Below are 1,664 nucleotides of genomic sequence, written 5' to 3' on the forward strand. Positions count from 1 at the left end.
CTGGAATCACACTCCACGTCGTACCTTTGAGTTCATCCACACCTTGGATGCGCAAGGTGGACGTGCCGATGCCTTCAATCTGAGCGCCCATGGCAACCAAGCAATGGGCGATATCGCCGATCTCAGGCTCCCGCGCCGCATTCTCAAGCACGGTCTCGCCCTTGGCCAAAGTGGCCGCCAGCATCGCATGCTCCGTCGCGCCAACCGAGACAAAGGGGAACACGATCTTCGCGCCCTTAAGACCGCGCAAAGCGGCAGCTTTCACATAGCCGCCCTCGATGACGATATCGGCCCCCATGGCCTCAAAGGCCTTGAGGTGAAGGTCAACCGGGCGGGCACCAATGGCGCAGCCACCGGGCAAAGACACGGTCGCATGGCCAACGCGCGCCAGAAGCGGACCCAGCACATTAAATGTCGCGCGCATCTTCCGCACCAGATCGTAAGGGGCGATGGTGCTGGTCAGATCTTCGGCGTGCAGGGACAAGCGTCCGCTGCCCTTCGGCCAAAAGCACGTCACACCCAATTGCTCCAACAGCTCAATCATAAAGCGCGTATCGGCCAGCTCTGGCATATTGGTCAGAACCAGAGGCTCACGCGTCAAAAGGCTGGCGGCCTGCAATTTAAGGGCAGAGTTCTTAGCGCCGGAGATGGGGATAGAGCCTTTCAGCTGTGTCCCGCCGACAAGGGCAATACGGTCCATAATGCTTCTTTTCTAACACGTGAAAGTGTGACATCCGCTTATGACAAGCTCACGGCTTTTTTCAAGGCGAAGCGGTGTATCCAACAGGCTTCTGATGGGGAAACACAGGCCCGTTCTGCACAGCACCGACCCCACTCCCATGTGACAGGGCTGTTACCGAAGATTTTTGAAACTGTAACCAATGCGTTGCGCGTTCGTCACGATGCACACCTAAGCCGCACCCCAATGACCGACTTGTTCGGTTCAAAGGGGAAAAACATGAGTCTCAAATATTTGATGTTCGCTTCAGTTAGCTTGGCCAGCCTGTTGGCCGCACCCGTTGCGATGGCACAAACAACACCCGCAAGCACCGAACCAAAAGCCGAACAAGAAGTCGAAACCATTGTGGTCTATGGCTCGGCCAGCTCGCGCCAAACCCAATCTGTGACGTCTGCCGCCATCGCCCTCTCCGCCCCCGGCATCAGCCCGTTGAAGGCGATTGAGCGCCTGCCAGGCGTCAACTTCCAATCCGCCGATGCGCTGGGCAATTACGAGTGGTCGACCCGTATTTCGGTGCGTGGCTTCAATCAGAACCAAATGGGCTTCACCCTCGACGGCGTACCCTTGGGCGACATGAGCTATGGCAACCACAATGGCTTGCACATTTCGCGCGCCACCATCTCTGAGAACATCGGTCGCGTTGAACTAAGCCAAGGTGCAGGCGCACTCGGCACCGCCTCCTCATCCAATCTCGGCGGCACATTGCAATTCATTTCCCGCAAGCCAAGCGATGACTTTGGTGGGCAAGTGAACCTGTCGGGCGGTAGCGACTCGCTACAGCGCATCTTCGCCCGCATTGATACTGGCACGCTCGACGCTTTGGGCGGCGGCAAAGGCTATGTATCGGTCGCCAGCACCAAGCAGGACAAATGGAAGGGCGTGGGCGAGCAGAACCATGACCAAGTCAATGTGAAATATATCCAAC

2 protein-coding genes are annotated in these 1,664 nt (G+C 57.4%); one reads left to right on the plus strand and one right to left on the minus strand.

The annotated features are described in order from the left end of the window. Positions 1–700: UDP-N-acetylglucosamine 1-carboxyvinyltransferase (locus tag ACOVRA_RS03265; protein ID WP_421719037.1), on the minus strand; the 700-nt coding region annotated here is incomplete at its 3' end. Positions 701–958: 258 nt separating this feature from the next. Here ACOVRA_RS03265 and ACOVRA_RS03270 point away from each other — a divergent pair. After that, a partial coding sequence (locus ACOVRA_RS03270) for a TonB-dependent receptor plug domain-containing protein (protein ID WP_421719038.1) occupies positions 959–1,664 on the plus strand: 706 nt, incomplete at its 3' end.

This window comes from Aquidulcibacter sp. (assembly GCF_049239865.1).
Classification (GTDB): domain Bacteria; phylum Pseudomonadota; class Alphaproteobacteria; order Caulobacterales; family Aquidulcibacteraceae; genus Aquidulcibacter.